We start from the raw sequence: 23,036 nt of genomic DNA, 5'->3' as shown, positions 1-23,036 counted from the left end.
CTACGTTCACAGCGCCGAGCGCGCCACCATGTTGAAGGTCAGGTTGATCAGTTGGATCAATTCCACTCCGATCCACCGCCCCGTCAGCGCCAGCGTAATACCCACGGCTACCAGCTTGATACCGAAGGGCAAGGTCTGGTCCTGTATCTGCATCAAGGCCTGAATGAGTGACGTCAACACACCCACGACGACCGCCACAATCAAAGGGGGAGCAGACAGCAGTACCACCAGCAACATGCCCTGTTTGAACAGTAGAGTCGGGTCCATGGCGCACTCAAAGAAACGAAAGGAAAAGGCTGTCGAGTAACCGGGTCCAGCCCGATACGAGTACGAACAGAAGAAGCTTGAGCGGCAATGAGATGGTCATCGGTGAAACCATTTGCATGCCAAGCGCCAGCAATAGATTGGATACGATCAAATCAATAACAATGAACGGGATGTAGATCAAAAAGCCAATTTCAAACCCCGCTTGCAACTGCGACAAAACAAAGGCTGGCACCAACAGAATCAAGTCATCACGCTGCACCTGCCGGGCCATTTCGGGTGGCCACATGCGCGCCGTACTTTCCAACAAGTGAGTCTGTACATCAGGGTCGATATTGCGGGCCATAAAGGCCTGCAAAGGTTTTATGGCCTGCAGGCCGGTGTCCTGCAAGGCCTGCACACTGCTCAAGTCCATCGGCGACTCTTTGAGAATCTGCGCAATCTCATAACCCACAGGGGCCATCACAAACAGGGTGCCCGCCAAGGCAATGCCATACAGCGCCATGCTGGGCGGAACCTGCTGCACACCGATGGCATTGCGAGTAATCATCAACACGATGCAAATTTTCAAGAACGCTGTGCACACCACCAGCATCATGGGCATCAACGACAAACCGCCCAAAAACAGAGCTAGCAGGAAAGGATCAACCCCTTGAACGGTCATTGCGAAAAACAGATCCGCGACAGTTGCAGACCCAAACGCCCATCGACCTCCACCAATTGGCCGTGCCCCACAGCCCGATCACCGTAATACAACCCGGCCATGCCCACGTCATAGCCCTCAACGTCCAGCACGACACCCGGCACCAATTGCCGTAGTTCACCCAGGCTCAGTTTGAGCGCTCCACACCGCACACTGAAGGTCAGCGGTAATTGCTCGAGCGGTTCATCGCCTTCAAACCGGCCCTGCAATTCATCCACATCCCCAACCTCTGTATTCGCATTAAAAGCATCTTCCACAGCGACTTCCTCAATAGAATCGATACACAAACACCGACGCCCACGCTCATCATCAATCTGCACGCGCAGTCGTAAGCGCCCCACACTCAGCAGGCCAAAACCTTGCGCGCAGAAGTGCAAGGTCTCAGGCACCAACACATCACCGACCTGAACCGTGCGCACTTGCCTTACCGACAAGTGCAAAGTACCCAGCACAACCGCAACGGACACGGGCAGCCGCTCGGGAAAAGGCGACTGGACGGCCTGCCAGCCACCCGCGTCAAACAGCGCCAGCAAGCATTCAGGTGCCAGACGTAAACGTCCGATACCGCGCGATGCACCCAGTACGATGCTGATCCGGCACTCGAACGCGCCACGCTGCACGTCGGCCAGCGGCCGCAAATAACCAAAGAGCGCCGCCAACTGCGGGCTCAGTTGCTGCTCAAACAAGGCCCAAAACCAGGAGTTCGGGTCATTGCCAGTGTCAGACAACACAACCGGGCACTCGCCTAACAGGCTGAGCAAGACGCTCGCATCACAGAACGTGATCACACCACAGCCACTTTCGACCGAGAGCTCAACCCCGCTGCCCGGCGCAAGACCCGGCTCCAGCAACAATTGCCCGCGTACTCCCCCCACCTGGAATGCCAAGCGCATGCCTCGGCCAAGCCGACGGCAAGCCGCGACCATCAGGCGATCAAGGACGGGCCAATGAATAGCGGTCGTAGTCATCCCGAATAGCCCTGTGACACCTGCACATACACCGCTTGGCCCAATTGCTGGGCCAGACGGTGCTCGCAGCGCTGGCGTACATCGCTGAGCCATTGCCGAGTGCACGGCTGCTCGGCTTGTACCGACACGTACCAAGCGTGCTGTTCATGCGTAGCACTGACCTGCAGCCGCCCGCGTCGTGCCAGGTAGAACACGAAGTGCATGGGCCAGCGGGTCCCGGCCAGCAAACGGATCGCCCATTGCTCGGTAATGGCATCCACCCAGGGCGTGTCCTTCGCGCAGCCTGCCGTTAAAGCGCCGCGCTCTGGACCTTGAGCCATGATCCTGACAAACAGTCTGCTCTCGGCGGCCATCGGCGAAGGGACAAGCGTTTTCACGCACTCGCTCTGAATACCAGCCCGAATGGTTCGCGCGTAGTGGATGGAGAGTGGCGCACTCATAGTGTTTCTCCCGCCAGCAACACTGCTACCTCGCGAAGTTTCTCGACCTGACGCAGGCACTGCGAGGCGTTCTGGCGTATCTGCTGCAACTCTTGCTCTTTGCGCTGACGCTGTTCAAACAGCGCTTGCAACGTCCCTTCTTGGCGCGCAGTGGCCGCAGACACTGCTCGTTCCTCCTCACTCCAGCCTGCCAAGGTGCGCGGGGATAACACTTGGCCCTGATAACGGTTCAACAAGGCCTTGCGTTGCCGAGCCTCATCCACACGAGCCTGTTCCACGTCCTGGCAAGCCTGCTCAATACGCACAGTCAACGCCCGTTGTGCGGTCTGAGCGGTGTGCAACTGGCGGGTCACCCGGTCGGCACGGTGGCCGCGCAGCCGCTTCAGCGCTTCGATATCGGCAGTGATTGCATCAGATTGGGACATAGGCGGTCAGCTCACTCAATTGATCCAGGGTGGCGAAGAAAGGTGTTGGCTCACGCAAATCCTGACGAAGGAAGGCATCGATCCGGGATCGGCTCTCAACCGCCATGTCCGTCAGCGCATCATTGCCGGCCTGGTATTCACCCAGTTTGAGCATCAACTCAATCTGCTGATGGGCGGCCAGCAAACGTCTCAACGCCGTCATGCTGTGCACATGGCCCGGCTCTGCCACATTGCTTACAATTCGAGACAGGCTGGCCAGCACATCAATCGCCGGATAATGGCCGCGTTCAGCCAGTTTGCGCGACAGCACGATGTGCCCATCAAGCAAGGAGCGAACTTCATCCGCCACCGGATCGCTCATGGAGTCCTGCTCAATCAGCACGGTGTAAATGGCAGTGATCACACCTTGTTGAGTCAGGCCCGCCCGCTCCACCAGGCGCGGTAACAGGCTGTAGACCGAGGGCGGCAAACCGCCACGACCCAGCGGTTCACCCGCCGCGAGACCAATTTCTCGTTGAGCACGGGCAAAACGGGTCAAAGAATCAATCAGCAATAAAACCCGCTGGCCCTTGCGTCGAAAACCTTCTGCCAACGCCGTGGCAGTAAAGGCGGCACGGGCACGCTCCATGCTCGAACGGTCCGAAGTGGCACACACCAGCACGGCTTTGCTGCGCAGCGCATCATCGAGTTCGTGATCCAGAAATTCGCGCAACTCCCGGCCGCGTTCTCCGATCAGACCAAAGACAATGACATCGCACTCAACATTGCGGGCCACCTCCGCCAGCAACGTGGTTTTACCGCACCCGGCACCCGCGAAAAGGCCCACACGCTGCCCTTCCCCCAGCGTCAGCAAGCCATCAATCGCCCGCACCCCGGTCGGCAACGCACGACCAATACGCGGCCTTTCGGTGGGCAGCGGCGCTTCGCACATAACCGGGCCAGCATCGATGCTCGACGGTAAGGCGAACGCCCCCCAGCCACTGCCAGTGAGCGGGCGACCAAAGCCGTCAAGAACCTGCCCCAGCAGGTCATCTCCAACCCGAACCTGGTGCCCCCCGCCAAGGCACCGCACGGTGGCCCCCACACAAATACCCTCCAGGCAACCCAGTGCCCCGAGCATCGCATCGTGTTGATCGAAGCCAATTATCTCGGCCAGAATCGTCTCTTTGCCTGTGGTTTCGACTTGGCATAAATCACCCATTCGCGCGTTGGGCAAACGGCATTGCAACAACATGCCATTGATCCGTTGAACCCGACCACACACCTCGACGGGTGAAAAACCAGCCAGAGAAACCCATTGGCGCTGCCGCCAATCATCAAGACGCTTTTGAATACACTCACTCACCAACTCACCTCATAACGCCGCTTCCCTTCGAATACCAGTCGATGATTGTCGATAGCCGTCAGCCGCAAACCGTCGACTTCATCCCCAAAAAACAACCGACGGCCATCCACCAAGACGACATGGGCCTTGGGGCCACCGATGATCTGAACAATCTTGAAGGGCAGCTCCAGATTGAGGGCACGCACCTTGTTGACGATAACGACGGCGGTCTCAAAGCTCGCGTCAAAGCGTTCGAGCATCCGCGTGATCAGCGCCACCTGCTCCGCTGAAACCTCACCGTTCAAGGTGACTTGCCGGGCCGAAACCGCGAGCAGAACCTGCTCGGTCATTTCTCGCTCCTTCAACATGACGGCCAATTGATGCCCGACCTCATGGGCCGTCGTCAGCGTTTTCCTCTCACTGAAACGGGAAAGTTTCTCTTCGGGAGGCCGTGCATTATCAGAAGGCCCCATGACCAGCCCGATCAGCAGCAACAGGAGCAAGCACACAAACCCGAGCAAGCTGATCGGGATGATTCGTGTCTTTTTCCTTGGCTGTTGCGCGACTACCGGTTGGCTCACAGGGTGATCAGGCAATGCCTCAGAGACAGGGGCAGCTTCCAGCGGCCAGGCTCTGTCAGCCGAGGAAACACACAGGCGAACCCCTCCCACAGAGAACTCACGATTGAGCGCCAGGTGGGCAATGCGCGCCAACACCGCACCCGTTTCATCCAGCACAAGGCCCTCTTGAGCCTGAACAGACCAATGGCCATGGCTGACCTGCAATTGGGCGTGCCGCGGGGCAATGCCTGGGTCATACAACGCAAGGTCGGATTCATCGTCTGCACCGATGCTCCACTGTTCACCCAGCAGAGGTAATGCGGCCCCCTGGTGCAGACCGCTTAATACCCGCAGCTCGAACATCTGCAGAGGCTCGAAAGCGGTAAATTGCCCGACACTCAAGAGGTGACCTCATGCTGCAAACCTTCATGCTCGAGATCAAAACGGCCCAGCACTTTTACCTTCGCCGAGCCCATCAGCTCGGCAAACGATAAAACCGGCACATGGTTGAACTCATCAAACAGTAACGTGCGTAACGGGCTGCGAAGGTCGTGCGCCACCAGCAGTACACTTTTTACTGACATGCGCGGTGCAAAAGCCGCTTTGAGCAGTTCAACCAACAACGCGCCGTGCTCATTTTCCAGGGCAAAGAAAACACCCGTCTGGGTCTGACGCAACGCTTCACGAAAGATGTTCTCGGTGTGTGGCGAAAGCAGCCAGGCATGCAGCCCGTCAGGCTCACTGTTGAGGTAGTAGATCTGTGATTTCAGGGCAATTCGCGCATAGTCCGCCAGGGCAATGACTTCGCGTTCATGCTGGCCGTACTCCGTCAACGCTTCGACAATCAAACGCACAGCCCGTAACGGCACCCCCTCGCTGGCCAGCCGCTGCAATACCGATGAAAAACGCGAGAGCGGCATAATGCGCAGCAACTCCTGAACCAGTTCAGGCTGGCTTTGCTCAAGCCAGGAAAGAATCGACTTGCTCTCCTGAACCCCCAAGAACTGCGGCCCACTGATCATCATTGCCCGCCGTATGCGCTCGATAATCAACGTGTGAGCACTAAAGGGCTCTGCATCAAGCTCGCGCAGCACGGGGTTGTCCGGCTGTACCCAGAACCAGTCCTGTTCGTCACGAGACTCGCAGCCTCTTATGGCATCTACGGGTTCGCTTGACAGCGGTTCGCGCAATACGGCCATCCGTTCGCTGAAGGTGGCTTTGAGCATGGGGGCTTCGTGCACACAAAATCGGAACTCATCCCCCGCCAATTGAGGGCTGTACTCAATTTCGAAAGGCGGCAGGGTCAAACCGACAGACGTGACAATGCTATTTCGGGCCTGCCGAATGGCACGAATCAGTTGCTGGGTACTGGCCTGATGCTGGTGCACGTGTGAGAACTGCAACAAGTAAGGCCTCGACGGATCGAAGCGCCTCACGTCTTCTTCGCCATTTTCGGCGGGGTGGGCTTGTTCATTGGCGACGGCTTGCGGCTCCTGAGCCTTTGAGCGCCGCCACCAAAGATAAAACCCCAGCGCAAATGTACTGATCGCCAGGCCTATAAAAACCAGAGTCGGCATACCTGGCAGCACGGCAAACGCCAACATGCCTACCGAGGCGATCATCCAGCTCTTGGGCTCACGGGTCATCTGCTGCCCGATTTGCGCCCCGATGTTCGTTGTCTGTGACTGATCGTCCGGAGCAACCCGGGTAATAATCATCCCGGCGGTCAATGAGATGAGCAACGCGGGAATCTGCGCAATCAACCCATCGCCAATGGTCAAAACCGAATACAACGTAATCGCCTCTGCCGCGCTCATCCCGTGCTGCAACATGCCGGTGGAGAACCCGCCCAAAATGTTGATCACTACAATAACCAACCCGGCGATAGCGTCCCCTTTAACAAACTTCATCGCGCCATCCATGGCACCGAACAACTGACTTTCCCGGGAGAGTTGCTCGCGCTTGAAGCTGGCATGAGCACCGTCAATCAGCCCTGCGCGCAAATCGCTGTCAATGGACATCTGTTTCCCGGGCATGGCATCCAGGCTGAAACGCGCCGACACTTCCGCTACACGCTCAGAACCCTTGGTAATCACCAGAAAGTTGACGATGGTAATGATCAAGAAGATAACCAGCCCTATCGCCAGGTTCCCCCCCACCACAAAGTTACCGAAGGCTTCCACAATATCGCCCGCATCCTGTTCCAGAAGGATCAAGCGGGTCGTGGCAATCGACAAAGCCAAACGAAACAGTGTGGTTAGCAGCAACAGCGAAGGAAACGAAGAGAACGCCAAAGGACTCGGCAAATAAAACGCCAGCACTATCAGCAGGCAGGAAATACAGATATTGATAGCGATCAGAATATCGATCAACCACGTGGGCAACGGCACAATAAAAACAAACACGATACCCAACACAACAATGGCTCCGAGCATTTCCCCTCCTTTGGAGAAGCTCGAAAGCATTTTATTGAGCCATGGCGTCAACTTCACTGAATGGGTCTCGACGACCCAAGCACTGGATGAACAATGCCTTCGGCTTGAGTGTGTTCACCCATCACACTCAAAAAATGCTGCAAGGCTTGCTGCCGCTCTTTTGGATCGCTCCAGACTGCTAGCGGTAGACGCTGGATCAATGAATAGGCCCGATTAAGCACCGCCAGTTGTGACGAGATATGATCCCCCACCAACTCCCGCCCAAAAGACTGGGCTTCATCAAGCTCGATGCCCGCATTCGCGTAATTCAATAATCGTTGTAACAACGTCACTGCATCCAGCTCGTGCTGCATTTCACGCGCTGGCAACTGCTGAACAAACAGCCGGCAACTCTTCAGGATACTGCCCAACTGATGACAACTCTGCAGCCCGCTTAACAAGGTTCGCAGTTTGTGGGTCGGCACCGAGGGTCGGTGCGCCGCAATGTCATCTGCCAAGGCCCGCGCCATCATGTTAAGCCCCGTCCCAAGCCCCTCTGCATCCAGCAGCCCGAGTAATGCCTGTACAAGGGTAGTCAGCGATTGGCGCATGACCACGCTCTTGTAATACAGCGCGCGAAGCGCCTGACGCAATGCTGGATCACCGGCGGCCTTCTTTAACGACTCTGCAATATTCATCCCCGCCTGGATCTGCGGGCCATATATTTCGCGCACTTGCTGTTGAAAATGCCTTGAACGCTCAGCGTCCTCTTTACGCACTTCGGCATGGGCCTGCGCGGTCACGTATTGCAATACAACATGAGTGCGAGCCGGGTCGCCCTCCGTGATGTCGAGTAGCCGCTCCACACTTGGATTCAGTAACAGTTCCAGCCGGACTTTGCGGGCCAACTGGGTCAGACCCAACTGGCCCGGGTGGCCCAACTGCTCATACAAGTCGTTGAGGTGCCGAATACCTTCGACTTTCTGGACCTGCCATTGAGCATCAACCGTGCGTTGCGCTCGCTGAGAAAGGGCTTTAGTGCTGCTTTCAACCTTCTGGCTAAACAACATACCCACTTCTTCAGCACTCTGTTGTGGCAAGTGCGGGGCTGGCTTTCGAACATCCGGCGAAGACAAAAGAGAATTCAGTACCTGTGCAGTATCTTTTCGCACATCAACTTTCATAGTAAGTGCCAGATTAGTAGGGCTCAACTACCTGTGTGGCTTTATAACCTCAAAGGGTTCCTTGACCCCACCTCAATATTTAATGAAAAAACCTGCAGGCTTTAACTCCTCGCCGTGCAAATAATTGCGCAAAATATTTTTTACTTAAAATAAAACCCCTTAAAAACAGCCAGATGAAAAAAAATTAAACTTGGCACAAGCGGTGCTTAGAAGGTCTTTATCGAAGCCATTCGATAGTGCCTAATCTGAGGATAAATAATGGATCACAATAATGATGCTTTACTAACACCTCCTTTGACCGAGCCACGAGACCTGCTGGACCTTTCGACTGAAGTTCAAAAGAAATTAAGAGCGTTTATCCATAAACGCGTCTTCAACCCCGAAGATGCAGACGATATTTTTCAACTAACCTGCCTGGAAGCCTGGCGCAGTCAAGACCGCTTCGGCGGCCAGGCAACACTCAGCACCTGGTTATGTGGCATTGCTCAAAACCTGATCCGCAATCACTTTCGCCGCCTTTACGCAAAGCCCGTGCACTGCGAGTTCGACGAAGAGTTGTGCCATGAGCAGTGCACGCATAACGATCTGTGTGGCCAGTTCGAAATCAACCAACGGCTGGAGCGCACCCTTATCGCCATCAGCCATTTGCCTAAAGAGATGCGCAATACGTTGTACGCTTCCCTGGAAACAGGTGGCAGTTACCGCGACACGGCCCTGGCTCTGGAAATTCCTATTGGTACGGTTCGCTCACGTATTTCTCGTGCCCGTGAACAGCTCAAAATGGCGACTCTCGACCAAAAAATGCTCTAACGTTGCTAACAACCCCGGCGCTACCAGACAGTTCCGGGGTTGAGGCATTGCGTGGCGCGGCGCGGTAAACCTTCAGATTTTCTTGGTGCGCGGCAGAAAAATCGCCAACACCCCGAACAGCGGCAGGTACGAACACAGGGTGTACACGTATTCAATGCCATGAATGTCTGCCAGATGCCCGAGCAAGGCCGCCCCAATACCGCCAAAGCCGAACATCAGGCCGAAAAAGATACCGGCGATCATGCCCACATTGCCCGGTACCAGTTCCTGCGCATACACCACAATCGCCGAAAATGCCGAAGCCAGAATGAAACCGATAACCACACTGAGCACGCTTGTCCAGAAAAGGTCCGCATAGGGCAATAGCAGCGTAAACGGCGCAACACCCAGAATCGAGAACCAGATCACCGCCTTGCGTCCGACACGATCACCAATCGGTCCGCCAAAAAAGGTGCCTGCCGCAACCGCCCCCAAAAACAGGAACAGGTAGAGCTGCGACGTAGAGACCGAGACATCAAACTTTTCGATCAGGAAAAACGTGTAATAGCTGGTCAGACTCGCCATGTAGAAATACTTGGAGAACACCAGCAACCCCAACACCACAAGTGCTGTCAAAACGCGTCGCTTTGACAAGCCATGAGTGGCTTTTTGCCCGGCCTTGAGCTTGAACAGGCTCAAGTGGTGACGGTACCAGCGACTGATGAGGTACAGCAGCCCGACGGCAAACAATGCAAACAAACCGAACCAGGCCACGTTGCCCTGGCCGAAAGGGATGATGATCGCGGCGGCCAGCAACGGGCCGAAAGCAGAACCCGCATTGCCGCCCACCTGAAAAGTCGATTGTGCCAACCCATAACGCCCGCCCGAAGCCAGCCTTGCGACCCGCGAGGCTTCCGGGTGAAAAGTGGAAGAGCCAATCCCGATCAAGGCGGCGGCCAGCAGAATCAGCGCAAAGCTGCCGACTTGTGACAGCATCAGAATGCCGATCAGCGTGCACACCATGCCCGCTGGCAACAATAGCGGTTTGGGGTGCCGGTCCGTGTAGTAACCCACCCAAGGCTGCAGCAGTGAAGCGGTCATCTGGAACGTCAGGGTAATCAGACCGATCTGAGTAAACGTGAGGTCATATTTAGCCTTGAGCATCGGGTAAATAGACGGCAGCACTGCCTGGATCAAATCATTGATCAAATGCGCCAGTGCCACAGCGCCGATAATTCGCATGACCAACGGGCTGGATTGAGGCGCAGGGGGAGAGGCAGCTTGAGTTTGAACGTTGCTAAGGGACATGTCGGCTTCCGTACAACTGATGAATGCGTACTGCAGGTGCGCCAATGTGCCATTTTTCGCCAAGCCGGTGTCATTTGCCGACACAAAAAACTTAACCGGTTGATAGCACTGAAAAATTCTTTAGATATTTGCTTGACACATCCCCCATCCGAGGGAATAATGCGCGCCATTGGCTACATAGCTCAGTTGGTTAGAGCATAGCATTCATAATGCTGGGGTCCGGGGTTCAAGTCCCTGTGTAGCCACCAAACACCCGTTTCAGACCTTCGCAAGAAGAAACGAAACAAACAAAAAGCCCGCCTCGTGCGGGCTTTTTGCTTTCTGGCGTTTCATGCCGAGCGTCAACCTCCCCCTACCGCCGAACCTGACGCTGGACTTTTAGGGCGTAGCCAAATTGATGCCATGCTCACAGCACCGCTCTGGCGCGTAGGGACGATTCCAACTCAATAAATCCGCAAGCATCTTAGGAAGCGTCCTACATACTTAGGTATTCACTTCCAAATATAATCAAGATCGTTGGATGCAGCCTTACTCTAGGCGGCTTCGAAGTGAGCCCTGTACAACATACAAGGGGATGTCATATTGACAAAGAATCAACGCTCAACACAATTCCGAATAGTTCACGCCCTTGTAAACATGCCACCCCTGCAGCAACTGTCTCAAACAGAGCGCATACGCTGATTTTAAAAGTGGTATCTGCACTGCAATAAGACCCAACGGGTTACTTGGCGACCAAGTATTGCCTGCCGCTTGAGTGCGCCCCGCCAAGAAGACACCCGTATTTTATATCACGTGCGACCGCGAGCTATAGGCAACACCCGCGCCAGGCTTACCCCACCACTACTTCAGAAACAATTTCACTTAATGGAACTTCTGCCCTTTTGTTTATAGATATTTAATTTTTTATACAGAACGTTTTACTCACATGGAAAGTACTATGCCGTCAACAGACTGCGAAGGCGATTACAGCATTAAACAAGTGTATCAATTACCGCTAACACCACTGTTCATACCCGACATTTTACTTCCTTTCAGCGCTCCGCCACCGCGTTCCGACAGTGATCAATTGCGTACATATGCGCTCGATTGGGCACAGCGATACGGCTTGATCGGCCGCCGTGGCGCACATCGGTTGAGCACCACCCCGCTGCTTGATCTAGGCATGGCACTGTGCGGGCAAGCCCCCACGCACCGGGCTGAGGTTCTGGTGTGCTGGTATCTCTGGGCACTCACCCTCGATGACCGTATTGATGACGGACCCTGGGCGGAAAATGGTGCGCTGGAACGCTTCATCATTGCCGTGCAGGCTGTGACCGACAGCACTGATCCGTCAGGCGAAACCGGCCGATATGATGACCCTATGCTCGTAGTTCTGGTCGATGACCTGTGGCCGCGCACCCAGTGCTGGGGTGGGGAACATTGGCGGCATAGGCTCGTGCAGCATCTCATCCGTCATCTGCGTGCACAGGCGAAACTGGTACGGATACGAGAAACCGACGCGGCTCTCACTTTGGCCGAATACCTGCCGTTGCGCCGGGATTCGTTCGGGGCACTGTTCTTTTTTGATCTCATCGATGGGGCCGAAAATCTGGACCCTTATGAGTATTCAGCGGGTATCGAATCGTGGAACAGGCTACGTGAGCACAGTGCCGACATCATAGCCTGGACGAACGATATCCATTCGATTGCCAAAGATGTGGTGTGTGGTGAGCGCTTCAACCTGGTGTCGATACTGGCCGACACTGCCGACCGCCATTGGCCTGATGCGATCGAATCTGCCCATCAGATGGTGAATAAGGCCATTGCCGCATTCACGGCCGTCGCTCAGCACGACGCTCCCCAACAGCGCGCTGCGACCGATCCGGACCGGCTGTGTCAGGTGGTGCGAGCGGCGGGCGACTGGCACCGGAGCGTTTCTCGCTATCAGCTCCATACCGCCGACGCCACAGGCCCGATCAACAGGGAGGTAGACTTTAACCTCACGCCCCCTACCCTCAAGTCTCGCCAGTTCGAAACCAACCCCTACCCCTTGTATGAACGCTTACGCACCACTCTACCGATCGTTTATGACGAGCCAACAGACGTTTGGTTGGTCAGTCGCCATGTGGATGTCAAAGCCGCATTGACCCATCCCGGCGCAAGTAACAACAATTACACGTGGCAGATTGGGCCGCTGCTGGGGCACACCATTGTCACCATGGATGGCTGCGAGCACGCTCAGCATCGAGCGCTACTGACCCCAGCGTTTCGCAGCAATGCCCTTGCAGCGATCGAAGCCTCCATCATTTCGGTCACCACCGACCTGCTGGCGCAAATGCACGGCCGTTCCCAAGTGGACCTCATTGCCGACTTCACTGCGGCGCTGCCGGTGCGGGTGATGGCTCATGTGTTGGGTCTGCCGGCACAAACCCCTGAAGAGGTAGAGCGGCTAAAAAACTGGTGTGCCATCGGCTTCGCTTACATGGGTAACTATCGGCAAGATCCGGCACTGTTGACCGGTGGGTTATCGAACCGAGATAGCTTCTACGCATTCATCCAGCCCTACATCGACGCCCGCCGCGCGGAGCCCAAAGACGATTTGATCTCGCAGCTCTTGGCAGCCCGGATTGACGGCCAACCGCTATCCGAGGCGTTCGTCCGATCTTATTGCGCGATTCTGATGACTGCAGGTAGCGAGACCAGTCACGGAGCACTGGCAAATCTCATTGTTAACCTGTTGAGCGAGCCCGGGGTCAAGGAGGCAGTGCTGGCCAATCCAGCGTTGATGGACAGTGCACTCACTGAAACCCTGCGGCGCAACCCTCCTTTGCAACTCGTACTTCGGGAAGCCCGCGAGCCGTTGGAACTGCCATCGGGGACGATTCCTTCCGGCGCGACCCTGGCCTGTCTTATCGGTTCGGCCAACCGTGACCCGGACAAATATGCCAACCCGGATACCTTCAATATGGCGCGTACCGACCAGGCCACAAGCCATTTCGCCTTCGGTGCGGGGCGTCACTTCTGCCTGGGTTCCATGTTGGCACGCCTGGAGATCACCCTCAGCGCGCGCATGCTGCTCCAGGCCTTTCCAAACATGCGCTGGGTGCCGGGATTTGAGCCCACCGAGCGCGGATTCCTCAACCGCTGCCCTGATCGACTGGAGGTCGTACTGTGACCACAACTGTCTGCACCGAAGAGCCCGGCTACAACAGTAGCTTCCTGGCGGACCAGCATGCGGGGCAATTGGCCCGGCTGCGCACGCTTGAACATGCCTTTGACCCGTTGAGCCAAGCAGCCTTTGATCAGCTGGATCTTGCGCAAAAGCCTGCCATCCTTGATCTCGGCGCGGGTGCCGGGTCGCTCGCGGCGTGGCTGATCAAGCGCTATCCCGAGGCGACTGTCACCGCCACCGACATCGATACCCGCTTCCTCAAGGATATACCCGGCATTCAGGTCATCACCCACGATGCCACGACCGATGACTTTCCTCCTGCCTCGTTTGACGTGGTCCATGTTCGGGCGCTTCTGTGTCACCTCACCCAACGGGAAGACATATTGACGCGAGCTATCACCTGGGTCCGCCCAGGCGGATGGCTGGTGATCGAGGACGTGAGCCTGCGGCCCAGTCTAAATACGTCGAACCCTCTGTTCCGAAAAGTCGCCCAGGCCGGCATTACACTTCTGGAAAAGAGTATCGGTTCCGACATGCTGTGGGCGGATACGCTCCCCGACCGGTTACGCGACCGAGGCCTCTCAGCCGTTGGGGTCCGTACCCTCGAAGGCCGGATTGGCGACAACAGCCCATCTGATGCCTTTTGGGCGACAACCACGGCCCAGGCTGAGCCTGCACTGTTGAAGTACGGGCTACTCACCCAAGACGAACTGGATGCCATGACCCGCTTGCGGGCCACTCCAGCCTTCACCGACGCTGCTTTGACATTGATCAGCGCTTGGGGGCAAGTCCGCTAACTTGATTAAAAAGCGTTGCTCCACTCCCGCACAGGGATAACACCCTGTGCGGCTGAAGGGCGCGCAATTGCACGAAAAGAGAATACAGAATGACTCATGAAGTCGTGTTAGTGAATTCACAAGATGAACAGATTGGTGTGTGTGACAAACGCGACGCGCACCTGGGGGCTGGAACACTTCACCGCGCATTTTCAGTGCACCTCATCGACAGCGCCGGGCGCCATCTACTGCAACGTCGAGCCGCAGGTAAAATGCTTTGGCCAGGTTTCTGGTCGAATGCGTGCTGCAGCCATCCAGCACCGGGCGAGACTATTTCACACGCCGCGTCTCGCCGCCTGCAGGAAGAATTAGGGGTCTCTGCGCCCTGCCGCTTTTTATACAGCTTTGAGTACCAGGCAACCTTTGAATCAATCGGTGCAGAGCATGAGTTATGCCATGTACTGGTGGCCCAATCTGACGCGGTGGTCTCACCCGCTACTGACGAAGTCTGCGAGGTCAGGTGGTGGGACCGCGCCGAAATTTCAGCCCGACTTTCAGCGTCGAAAGAGCACTTCACACCGTGGTTTAAAATGGAGTGGTACCACCTTCTGAAACATCACCCGTTGTTCGATGTACCAACGCACCGAGAATAGTGCGAACTCGCCAAGCGCGCCTTTCAAAACAGTCAAAACCGACTAGAGTCAAACACCATCCGCCACAGTGCCTGTCGATAAGGGCGGGCACCCTCACGTTAATGGATGAACACAGGGAGTGTGACATGTGCAACTTATTCGCCGAGCGCCCCGTAAAAGACAGAAGAATGGCGCTGGCGCTGTTCGCCGGGGTTGTTGCCGGCATCATCTCTGCGCTGGTGAAGTCGGGCTTTGAAACATTGATTCCGCCCCGAACGCTCAGCACAACACCGCCACCCGTCGTCCTGTTGGAGAAGTTGGGCTTTAACGTCGATGCCATGACCTATGAGTGGATGGGGTACAGCATCAATTGGGGTGGAAACGGCGTTCATATTCTTTTCTCCATCACCATCGCAATCATTTATTGCCTGGTGGTTGAACGCTTGCCCAAAGCCAACTTGCTACACGGTATTGTGTTTGGGGTCGGTGTTTCCGTGTTGGCCCATGGGCTGGTCGTGCCGCTGATGGGGCTTTCCGGGTGGTTGTGGATTGCAGGCCCTCAGGCCTTGATCTCCGAATTTGTCGGCACGGCATTCTGGATCTGGACAATCGAGGCGGTCAGGCGTGATTTGCGTGATCGCGCCACACTGAATCGTCCTTAAGTTCAGGGTTTTAAATACCATGCTATTGTCAGACGGTTTAATCGAACGTCGGGCCGCCTGCATTGGCTTGAGCATTTCAGGGTGTAAAGAGGAACAACATGAGAGACAAAATCAAGAAGCATCATGTCATCGTGGTGTGTTTGGTGGTATTTGCGGTATTCAGCTTTCTAATGACTAACTGGGATCAGTCATTATGATCTCTGGCTGTTCACGCTCAGCCCCGTGCGCATGATGTATCGACTGCCTTGAGCCAAGGCAGGCCTGTCGCGCCTGAATACCGAAACAAAACAAAAGGGTGAACGCCGTGCGTTCACCCTTTTTTTTCTGCCGCCTCCCCTGCTCACATCATGCGCGCATGTTGGTCCCACAAGATCCAGATGGTGCCCAGCACGATCAACAGCAAGATCAATGAGGTAAACAGAATAAGCATCAGGTCATCGCGATGGGACTTGCCCAAATCGATGTGCAAGAAAAAGCGCAGGTGCACAACCACCTGCACCAGCGCCAACACCCCCAGCACAGCGAGAGCCTGAGTGCCGCTCACCATTTTCAACCACACCAGGCCGAACGCAATCACGGTCAGCACCAGCGCCAGGCAGAGGCCGATGCAATAGTTGCGTTGCTCGTTGCGCGGCTCCGCCGGCGGGACGCTGTTCGATGCGGTTTTCAGGTTCATGCGGCGACTCCGAACAGGTAAACGAAGGTGAAGATTCCCACCCAGACGATATCCAGCATGTGCCAGAACAGCGCCAGGCGCAGAAGGCGCAGTTTGACGAGGGGGTTGGTGCCGAGCGTCATCACCTGGACCGCCAGGACGATCATCCACAGAATGCCAGCCGATACGTGGACAGCATGGGTGCCGGTCAGCAGGTAGTAAGCAGACAGAAAACCGCTGGTTTGCGGCCACGCGTCATTGTTCACGATCATCACGTAGTAATCGTGAAGCTCGAACGCCACGAACGCTGCCCCGAGCACTGCCGTGACGCCAAGCCAGGCCAGCAGCCGCAGGCGGCTGGTGCTGTACTTCATGGCCAATATGGCGAAACCGAACGTGAAGCTCGACAGCAACAGCAACAGCGTTTCAATAAAGGCCGAGCCAAGGTCAAAGACCTCGGAAGGAGCCGGGCCTTGAGCGATGCCTTGTGTGCTCATGGCCGCATACGTGGCAAAGAGCGCGGCAAACAGCACCAGGTCGCTCATCAGGAAAATCCAGAAGCCGAAGATAACTTCAGACGCCTTCTCATGGCTCTTGCGGTCGGTCACATCCAGGTTCACGCCTGGGTGCAGAGGTTGAGGCGCATTCATATCGCGGACTCCAGCACGTCATCAGGCCGTTTCTGGCCAGCCTGTTCAAGCCTGTCGGGGGCGGCCTTGCCTCGGTTTTCCGGGCTCATTTCCAAGTCGCGCGTCACCCCGGGAGTGGCTCGTACTGCGGCCAGAAAGGCTTCGTTTTCAGCTTCTACGCGGCTGGCCGGAATGATTTCGTGGGTCTGCGAGACAAACGATCGAGCGATCACCACCCCCCAGACCACAATGAACGACAGCACCGCGAGCCACCAGATATGCCACACCAGGGCAAACGCCAGGGTAAAGGTGAAGATGCCAATCAGCGGCGCGACCATGGAATTGCAGGGCATTTCGATGTCGCTGTAGGCCGCGGGTGAGCGATAGGCCAGGCCGTTTTTCTTGGCTTCGGTGAACGCATCGCGACCGTCCACCTGAGGCACAACGGCGAAGTTCCAGGCCGGCGGTGGTGAGGGAATCGACCATTCCAGCGAGCGCCCGTCCCAAGGATCGCCCAGCGGCACGGCCAACTGACGGCGCTGGCGGATCGACACGCCGATCTGTACCAGCAAGAACACAGTACCCACCAGCAGCAGCACCGCACCCAGCATCGCCAGGGCCAACCACGGGTAAAAGGCGGGGTCAGACCACATCACCGTACGGCGTGGCGCGCCATTCATGCCAAGCCAGTAGAGCGGGAAAAACGCCAACAAAAAGCCCGGTGCCAGCGACCAGAAAGCCGCTTTGCCCCAACCCTCGTGCAGGCGGAAACCAAAGGCTTTGGGGAACCAGTACTGGACGGCGGCAAACATGCCAAACAGCACGCCCGGAATGATCATGTTATGGAAGTGCGCAATCAGAAACAGTGAGTTGTGCACCTGGAAATCAACGGTCGGGTTGGCCAGCAGGATGCCGGTCATGCCGCCGAGTACAAAGGTCAGCAGGAAGTTGATATGAAACAGCATGGGCGTGGTGATGCGGATCCGGCCCCGGTACATGGTCAGAATCCAGTCGTACACTTTAACCCCGGTCGGGATACCGATAATCATCGTGGCAATACCAAAGATGGCATTGACGTTGGCGCTTTGCCCCATGGTGAAGAAGTGATGCAGCCACACCCCGAACGAAAGCACCGCGATGCACATGGTGGCGTACACCAGCGAGGTGTAGCCGTAGATTCGTTTGCCGACAAACGTCGACACCACTTCAGACCACACCCCCAATGCCGGCAGCAACAGGATGTAGACCTCGGGGTGCCCGAACAGCCAGAACAGGTTGGCAAAGTTCATCATGTTGCCACCGTCACCATTGGTGAAGAAGTGGAAACCGAGGTAGCGGTCCAGGGCCAGCATGATCGTAGCGACGGTGAGCGGTGCCATGGCAAAGATCATCAAAATCGAGGTGCACAGCGTCGTCCAGCAAAACAGCGGCATGCGGAACATGTCCATGCCTGGGCAGCGCTTTTTATACAGCGTGACGGCGAAGTTGAGCCCCGTCAGGGTCGAGCCGATCGATGCCAAGGTGACGGACCATATCCAGTAGTCCACGCCTTCTCCGGGGCTGAATTCGATTCCGGTAAACGGCGGGTAGCCGCTCCAGCCGCCAGTGGAGAATTCACCCACCACCAGCGACACCATGATCAAGCCCGCGCCCGCTGCGGTCAGCATCAGGGAAATGGCATTGAGCAGTGGGAAGCTGACGTCCCGCGCCCCGATCTGCAGGGGCATCACGTAGTTCATGAGCCCGGTGATAAACGGCATCGCCACGAAAAAAATCATGATGGTGCCGTGGGTCGTGAACAACTGGCCAAAGTGGTCGGCCGAGAGGTAGCCCGCACTGTCGTAGGCGGCCAGTTGCTGAGAGCGCATCACACCGGCTTCGATCAGGGCCCTCAAAAACATGACGAGGGCGATCACGATGTACATGATGCCGATTTTTTTATGATCGACGCTGGTCAGCCAGTCCCGCCAAAGCGGTCCCCACCAGCGCATCGCGGTGAGCAGAACCACAACGGCGACGGCCCCCAGCACCACAATACTGCCGGCGCCGAATGCCACGAATTCGCTGGCGGAGGGGTGTTTGATAGCGCCGGTAAAGACCAGTGAGTCCCAGCCAAGTTGTCCGAATATAGTCTCCCAACTCACTGTTCTGCCCCTTTTGCATGGTTCTGTAGGTGGTAGTGCTCGCGCGGTTGTGACGCCTGGGGTGCTGTTTTTCCAGCATGGGCATGGCCGCCGGTAAAACTGGCGAGAACGCGATCAAACAAGCCATTTTCAACCGTGCCGTAATAACGCGGTGCATGCTCAACACTGGGCTTGAGCAGTGCGCCATACGTGGCCAGGTCCAATGCCTGAGCGCTTTGACGCGTGTCCTGGACCCAGCGGTCGAACTGCGAGGCAGGCATCACCGTTGTCCGAAAAGATTGGGTGGCAAAACCATCGCCGTTGTATTGCGTGTTCCGCCCCAAGTACTCACCTTCACGGTCGGCCATCAAGTTCAGTTGCGTGGTCATGCCGGCCATGGTGTAAATCTGCCCGGCCAATTGCGGGATCATGAAGGACTGCATGACCGTGCCGCTGGTGAGCTTCAGCCTGACAGGGCGGCCTTGCTCAAGGGCCAGGTAGTCCAGGGTGGCAATGCCCTGTTGCGGGTAAATGAACAGGAATTTCCAGTCCAGCGAGATCACTTCAATGTCCAACGGGTCGTTGCCGAGCGGCCGATAAGGGTCGTACTTGTGCGTGTGTGCCCAAAGGGCCGAGCTGAGGATAATGATCAACACAATGGGGACGCCCCACAGCACGGCTTCGTTACCCCAGTTGAAATCCCAATCGGGCCGATACGCGCCGCGCCCGCCCCGCCGGTAACGCCACAGCACCCACGGCACCAGAATAAAAATGGGCACGACCACGATGAGCATCAGCAAAATGATTGTCTTGAAGTGTTCGAATTGCGCGGCTGCGACCGGGCCTGCCGCGTCGATAAACCCGGCGGAATACACCTGCGCTTCGGCAGGCCCAGCGGCGTGCGCCAGTGCGGGCAGTGAAAGGGCCGTGACAATCAGGGCCCAGGTGATCATTCCTTTCACGCAGTCATCTCCTTGAGTCTTACGTCTTGATCGCGCGTTTATAAGAGGTGCCTTTAAGCAAGGCAGGCTGTGAAACAGCGCCCGGTTCATACCCTGTCAGGAGTGGCCTGGGGGTTGACCCTTGCCAAGGCTCAGTTCAGGCGCGAACGCGTGATGCGCACCGGCACCGACTTGTAAGCCGGAATGCCGCTCTGCGGATCGATGTTGTCCAGCGCGATCAAGCAGTTGGCTTCGGGGTAGTAAGCCCCCACTGAACCGGGGGCGATTTTGTGCTCCACCGCCGTGATCTTTTCGTAGCGCATCTGCCTGCCGGCGTGAACGGTCTCGATGTCCACCAGGTCACCATGGGCCAAGCCCCGCGCCTGAAGGTCTTGCGCGCTGATAAACAGCACGTCGCGACGGCCAAAAACGCCCCGGTAACGGTCGTCCATGGAGTAGATCGTGGTGTTGTATTGGTCATGGCTGCGCAATGTCATCAAGCGCAGCACACCCTCCTCCGCCACCACCCAGTCCTCATCAACACCCGGGTACACATAGAACTCCGCCTTTCCGGACGGGGTAGGCCAGATACGCTCGGTGGGCGGCAGGGGCAACCTGAAACCGCCGGGCACGCGGATCCGCTGGTTGTAGTCTTCAAAGCCGGGAATGGTTTGTTCGATCAGGTCACGGATCCGGTCGTAGTGCGCGACCAGGTCCTGCCACGCGATTGGCAAATGAGGCAGTGCGGCACTGGCCATGCCGGCCACAATCGCGGGTTCTGAGCGCAGGTGCTCGGAGGCCGGCGGCAAACGACCTGAAGAGGCATGCACCATCGACATCGAGTCTTCGACCGTAATCGCCTGCGCGATACCGTCTTGCACGTCCAGTTCGGTGCGCCCCAGGCAAGGGAGCAGATACGTCTCTTTCGCCACCAGCAAGTGCGAGCGGTTGAGCTTGGTGCCGATGTGCACGCTCAGGTCCAGTTGCTTCATGGCCGGGAAACACTGCTCGGGGTCTGGCAGGGCAACGGCAAAATTGCCGCCCAGGCAAATCAGCGCCTTTGAGGTGCCCGCCACCATCGCTTGCATGGTTTGCACAGCGTTGTGCCCCGCGGCGGCAGGCGGCTTGAAGCCCATGACCTGCTCAATTTTCGCCAGGAAACTCGCGGAGGGTTTCTCGGTAATGCCCACGGTGCGGTTGCCCTGCACATTGGAGTGACCACGCAAGGGGCAGATGCCCGCGCCTGGCTTGCCCAAGTTGCCACGCAGCATCAGCAGGTTACACAGCGACCGCACGTTCTCAGTGCCCGCATTGTGCTGGGTGATGCCCATGCCATAGGTGATGATGGTGGCGTTGGATTTGGCGTACGCCGCAGCAACACGCTCCAGCGCAACCTGGGTCAAACCACTGTGGTGCTCGATCACGGACCAGTCAGTGGCGATCAAGTCGGCTTTCAACGCCTCGAACCCGTTGGTGTGCGTCGCGATAAAGTCATGGTCGAGAACACCCCCCACACGCTCCTCAAGCGCCAGCACCGCCTTCATCACCCCTTTGATCGCCGCCACGTCACCGCCGGCCTTTACATCCAGGTAGGTTGAAGCAATGGGCGTAGAACCATAGGTGGCCATCTCGATCATGTTTTGCGGGTCGGCAAAGGTTTCCAGAGCGCGCTCACGAATGGGGTTAAACACCAGAATTGGCACCTTGCGCCGTGATACCTCATGCAGCGTACCCATCATGCGCGGGTGGTTAGTACCGGGGTTATGGCCCACCGAGATGACCAGCTCACACTGGTCAAAGTCGTCCAGCGACACGGTCCCCTTGCCAATACCGATAGAACGCGGCAGCCCGACACTGGTGGGCTCGTGGCACAGGTTGGAGCAGTCGGCAAAGTTGTTGGAACCCAGCCCCCGCGCGAACAACTGGAACAGATAGGCCGCCTCGTTAGAGGCCCGACCAGAGGTGTAGAACTCCACCTGGGTAGGGTCAAGGCTGCGCAGCACTTCACCGATGCGTTCAAATGCGGTTTCCCACGCCACAGGTTTAAAGGTGTCTGAAGCACGGTCGTAGACCAGCGGGCAGGTCAGGCGACCGTAGTTTTCCAACTCATGATCGCTGCGATTAAGCAGGTCGCTCACCGTGTGAGCCGCAAAAAGCTCTGGGGTCGCACGTTTGCTCGTCGCCTCCCAAGTCACGGCCTTGGCACCGTTCTCGCAAAACTCGAAGGTGGCGTGGTGTTTTTTGTCAGGCCAGGCGCAACCGGGGCAATCGAAGCCGTCGGGCTGGTTGGTTCTCAGAAGAGTGGTAACGGCCTGCACACTTTCCATTTGCTCGCGAATAGCATTGGCCGTTGCCTTTAAAGCGCCCCATCCACCGGCGGGTGCCTTGTAATCACGAATGCCATCCACCTTGCCTTCTTTAGACATGTTCACTCCTTGAACACCTGAGAATCGCTCACAGGCTTTGGCCCACTGCAAAGCCTCATCACGCTGACTGAGTCAGGCTTATTGGTCTGCTTTTTATAGGGGTATTGGGATGCGATTGACCTTAGGTAAGCGATATAGATCTGTCAAGAATGAGGCCGCCTGTGGGCGGTCCGTAGCCGTTGCCGAGAGCAACGAGGCTGCGATCGGTTGCGCAGCGATCGTAAATCCTCAATCCCGGATCCGACAGGTACACCGCGCTGCCCGATTTCACGACGGCTTCGCCGCCGGACGTAGCCTCGCAAAGCTCGTCAACGACTACAGGAGCGGGGCTGCCCACAACGTTCAACCAGGATTCACTCGTTAACTCATAACGCAAATATCACTATGTGATATTTAAATTCATATATTGACATCATCAAGCGTGAATTCTACCCTGCCTGCTATCCGTCAATGTCGGCACTCTGCCGCCATCTGCGACGCCATAACGACAAGAGAGGGGAACATGGGGAATTCGCGAAAGCTGAAAGTCGCCATCATCGGTTCCGGCAACATCGGCACCGACCTGATGATCAAAATCCTGCGCAATGCCAAGCACCTGGAAATGGCGGTGATGGTCGGTATCGACCCGGCCTCCGACGGCTTGGCCCGCGCGCAGCGCATGG

At 56.8% G+C, this 23,036-nt stretch carries 20 protein-coding genes, 1 tRNA gene and 1 pseudogene; 7 read left to right on the top strand and 15 right to left on the bottom strand.

Features of this window, described 5'->3' with window-relative positions; genetic code table 11:
• Nucleotides 1–6 precede the first annotated feature (6 nt).
• Genes sctS through Q1W15_RS14640 form a run of 9 tightly spaced genes read right to left on the bottom strand, consistent with a single transcriptional unit; the run spans nt 7 to nt 8,168 of the window.
• On the bottom strand, nt 7–267 hold the full coding sequence (gene sctS / locus Q1W15_RS14680) for a type III secretion system export apparatus subunit SctS (protein ID WP_300729761.1): 261 nt from the start codon (nt 265–267) through the stop codon (nt 7–9).
• A 7-nt stretch (nt 268–274) separates the two neighbouring features.
• Nucleotides 275–928 carry a type III secretion system export apparatus subunit SctR gene (gene sctR / locus Q1W15_RS14675; RefSeq protein WP_300729760.1) on the bottom strand — a complete coding sequence of 218 codons (654 nt, stop codon included), beginning with the start codon at nt 926–928 and terminating at the stop codon, nt 275–277.
• Nucleotides 925–1,935: a FliM/FliN family flagellar motor switch protein gene (locus Q1W15_RS14670; RefSeq protein WP_300729759.1), complete on the bottom strand. Its 1,011-nt coding sequence runs from the start codon at nt 1,933–1,935 to the stop codon at nt 925–927. Before Q1W15_RS14670 ends, sctR begins: the two co-directional genes overlap by 4 nt.
• A complete protein-coding gene (locus tag Q1W15_RS14665; protein ID WP_300729758.1) occupies nt 1,932–2,375 on the bottom strand; it encodes a type III secretion system HrpP C-terminal domain-containing protein in 444 nt (147 codons plus the stop codon). Before Q1W15_RS14665 ends, Q1W15_RS14670 begins: the two co-directional genes overlap by 4 nt.
• Entirely contained in the window at nt 2,372–2,800 is a 429-nt protein-coding gene (locus Q1W15_RS14660) for a type III secretion protein (protein ID WP_300729757.1), read from the bottom strand. The genes Q1W15_RS14665 and Q1W15_RS14660 overlap by 4 nt, the downstream gene beginning before the upstream one ends.
• A complete protein-coding gene (locus Q1W15_RS14655) occupies nt 2,787–4,145 on the bottom strand; it encodes a FliI/YscN family ATPase (protein ID WP_300729755.1) in 1,359 nt (452 codons plus the stop codon). The genes Q1W15_RS14660 and Q1W15_RS14655 overlap by 14 nt, the downstream gene beginning before the upstream one ends.
• Nucleotides 4,142–5,086 (bottom strand): FHA domain-containing protein, encoded by a 945-nt coding sequence (locus Q1W15_RS14650; RefSeq protein ID WP_300729753.1) that lies wholly within the window; start codon nt 5,084–5,086, stop codon nt 4,142–4,144. The genes Q1W15_RS14655 and Q1W15_RS14650 overlap by 4 nt, the downstream gene beginning before the upstream one ends.
• Entirely contained in the window at nt 5,083–7,149 is a 2,067-nt protein-coding gene (gene sctV / locus Q1W15_RS14645) for a type III secretion system export apparatus subunit SctV (RefSeq protein WP_300729751.1), read from the bottom strand. The genes Q1W15_RS14650 and sctV overlap by 4 nt, the downstream gene beginning before the upstream one ends.
• Before the next feature lie 23 nt (nt 7,150–7,172).
• Nucleotides 7,173–8,168, bottom strand: coding sequence for a TyeA family type III secretion system gatekeeper subunit (locus Q1W15_RS14640; protein ID WP_300729748.1), 996 nt, complete (start codon nt 8,166–8,168; stop codon nt 7,173–7,175).
• Nucleotides 8,169–8,540: 372 nt separating this feature from the next.
• On the opposite strand from Q1W15_RS14640, the gene Q1W15_RS14635 reads away from it, so the two are divergent.
• On the top strand, nt 8,541–9,092 hold the full coding sequence (locus Q1W15_RS14635) for an RNA polymerase sigma factor (RefSeq protein ID WP_300729746.1): 552 nt from the start codon (nt 8,541–8,543) through the stop codon (nt 9,090–9,092).
• Nucleotides 9,093–9,164: 72 nt separating this feature from the next.
• On the opposite strand, the gene Q1W15_RS14630 is transcribed toward Q1W15_RS14635, so the two are convergent.
• Nucleotides 9,165–10,379, bottom strand: coding sequence for an MFS transporter (locus tag Q1W15_RS14630; RefSeq protein WP_300729744.1), 1,215 nt, complete (start codon nt 10,377–10,379; stop codon nt 9,165–9,167).
• Nucleotides 10,380–10,550: 171 nt separating this feature from the next.
• Between Q1W15_RS14630 and Q1W15_RS14625 the strand changes: the two genes are divergently transcribed.
• The 5 genes from Q1W15_RS14625 (at nt 10,551) to Q1W15_RS14605 (ending at nt 15,600) form a co-directional block, all read left to right on the top strand.
• Nucleotides 10,551–10,627 (top strand) — tRNA-Met (locus Q1W15_RS14625).
• 689 nt (nt 10,628–11,316) lie between these two features.
• Nucleotides 11,317–13,533, top strand: coding sequence for a cytochrome P450 (locus Q1W15_RS14620; RefSeq protein ID WP_300729742.1), 2,217 nt, complete (start codon nt 11,317–11,319; stop codon nt 13,531–13,533).
• Complete coding sequence (locus Q1W15_RS14615) at nt 13,530–14,327, top strand: trans-aconitate 2-methyltransferase (protein ID WP_300729740.1); 798 nt, start codon at nt 13,530–13,532, stop codon at nt 14,325–14,327. Before Q1W15_RS14620 ends, Q1W15_RS14615 begins: the two co-directional genes overlap by 4 nt.
• An 89-nt stretch (nt 14,328–14,416) precedes the next feature.
• Entirely contained in the window at nt 14,417–14,959 is a 543-nt protein-coding gene (idi, locus tag Q1W15_RS14610) for an isopentenyl-diphosphate Delta-isomerase (RefSeq protein ID WP_300729738.1), read from the top strand.
• 125 nt (nt 14,960–15,084) lie between these two features.
• Nucleotides 15,085–15,600 (top strand): DUF1440 domain-containing protein, encoded by a 516-nt coding sequence (locus Q1W15_RS14605; RefSeq protein WP_300729736.1) that lies wholly within the window; start codon nt 15,085–15,087, stop codon nt 15,598–15,600.
• A 340-nt stretch (nt 15,601–15,940) separates the two neighbouring features.
• Here the strand turns inward: Q1W15_RS14605 and cyoD are convergent, their stop codons facing one another.
• The 5 genes from cyoD to Q1W15_RS14580 form a co-directional block, all read right to left on the bottom strand.
• Nucleotides 15,941–16,276 carry a cytochrome o ubiquinol oxidase subunit IV gene (gene cyoD / locus Q1W15_RS14600; RefSeq protein ID WP_300729733.1) on the bottom strand — a complete coding sequence of 112 codons (336 nt, stop codon included), beginning with the start codon at nt 16,274–16,276 and terminating at the stop codon, nt 15,941–15,943.
• Nucleotides 16,273–16,905, bottom strand: a complete 633-nt coding sequence (locus Q1W15_RS14595) for a cytochrome c oxidase subunit 3 (protein WP_300729731.1) — start codon at nt 16,903–16,905, stop codon at nt 16,273–16,275. Before Q1W15_RS14595 ends, cyoD begins: the two co-directional genes overlap by 4 nt.
• Nucleotides 16,902–19,028 carry a cbb3-type cytochrome c oxidase subunit I gene (locus Q1W15_RS14590; protein ID WP_300729729.1) on the bottom strand — a complete coding sequence of 709 codons (2,127 nt, stop codon included), beginning with the start codon at nt 19,026–19,028 and terminating at the stop codon, nt 16,902–16,904. Before Q1W15_RS14590 ends, Q1W15_RS14595 begins: the two co-directional genes overlap by 4 nt.
• On the bottom strand, nt 19,025–19,960 hold the full coding sequence (locus tag Q1W15_RS14585) for a COX aromatic rich motif-containing protein (RefSeq protein ID WP_300729789.1): 936 nt from the start codon (nt 19,958–19,960) through the stop codon (nt 19,025–19,027). The genes Q1W15_RS14590 and Q1W15_RS14585 overlap by 4 nt, the downstream gene beginning before the upstream one ends.
• Nucleotides 19,961–20,100: 140 nt before the next feature.
• The gene (locus tag Q1W15_RS14580) at nt 20,101–22,374 is read right to left on the bottom strand and encodes an FdhF/YdeP family oxidoreductase (RefSeq protein ID WP_300729727.1); all 2,274 of its coding nucleotides are present in this window, start codon (nt 22,372–22,374) and stop codon (nt 20,101–20,103) included.
• 502 nt (nt 22,375–22,876) lie between these two features.
• On the opposite strand from Q1W15_RS14580, the pseudogene Q1W15_RS14575 reads away from it, so the two are divergent.
• Nucleotides 22,877–23,036, top strand: a pseudogene (locus tag Q1W15_RS14575) (acetaldehyde dehydrogenase); the annotation flags it as partial.

The sequence above is a fragment of the Pseudomonas sp. genome (assembly GCF_030150285.1).
In the GTDB taxonomy this organism is placed as follows: Bacteria; Pseudomonadota; Gammaproteobacteria; order Pseudomonadales; family Pseudomonadaceae; genus Aquipseudomonas.
This window is presented reverse-complemented; position numbering and strand designations above follow the sequence as displayed.